At 58.3% G+C, this 732-nt stretch carries 2 protein-coding genes; both read right to left on the bottom strand.

Annotation, left to right across the window (positions count from 1 at the left end):
* Positions 1–216: hypothetical protein (locus tag RVY79_RS16800; RefSeq protein ID WP_317465613.1), on the bottom strand; the 216-nt coding region annotated here is incomplete at its 3' end.
* 30 nt (positions 217–246) lie between these two features.
* On the bottom strand, positions 247–615 hold the full coding sequence (locus RVY79_RS16795) for a DUF1566 domain-containing protein (protein ID WP_048932713.1): 369 nt from the start codon (positions 613–615) through the stop codon (positions 247–249).
* Positions 616–732 lie beyond the last annotated feature (117 nt).

The following is a 732-nucleotide window of genomic DNA, read 5'->3' as shown; positions in this document are numbered from 1 at the left end:
CCAGTTCAGTTCAGCTTCATCGCCGGGGAGGAGGATCAGGTGATGATCGGGCTCGCCGTCTTTGCCGAGAATGAAGCCGGCATACTGCTCGCCGGGGTTCAGTTGGATCGTGCCGCCGGCGACCTTGTATTCGCGCGCAGCTGCCTTGCGGATTGCCTCGATCATGGCGGTGATCTCGGCTTGCTTTGCTTCGACTGCTTCAAGCGTTGGCGTCATTGCTGACTTCTCCTGAAAATGGATGAAGGGTTAAATCGTCAATCTGCGGACGGCACGGGCGCGCAACACGGGGCTCTGCTGGATGATGCACTGGCTGCCGAGGCAGAAGAGCTGAAACCAAGCCCAGCCGGCATATTCGGGATCGTCGTCCGGCGTGTTCGACCAGTACGCGGCTTGCTTGAATTGGCTGCGGTGCTGCTCATACGCGATCACCAATTCAGCACGTGTCGGAAGATCAGCATTCAGGCTCTTGGCCCATTCCATGGCGTCAGGCCAAGTCATGCGCGTTTCCGCCTCAGCGGGAAGCAGGATCGTGTGGGTTACATCGCCGGTTGCGTTGATCAGGCCGCAGAGGTAGATCTCACCTTCGCTGAGCGGCGGGATTTGGATTTGTTGCATGTGCTCTCCTACTGGTTGAAAAATCGTCAGAACCAAGCCGCCTCAGTTGGCCTGTGCGGCTTCCACTTCGCTGTCCAACACGCATGCCGACGCTTCACATCAGCACGCATCTCTTCC

The sequence above is a fragment of the Chromohalobacter sp. HP20-39 genome (assembly GCF_033052815.1).
Classification (GTDB): domain Bacteria; phylum Pseudomonadota; class Gammaproteobacteria; order Pseudomonadales; family Halomonadaceae; genus Chromohalobacter.
This window is presented reverse-complemented; position numbering and strand designations above follow the sequence as displayed.

Coding starts and splice junctions, on each gene's coding strand:
- RVY79_RS16795 (WP_048932713.1), bottom strand. CDS start 615: ATGCAACAAATCCAAATCCCGCCGCTCAGCGAAGGTGAGATCTACCTC.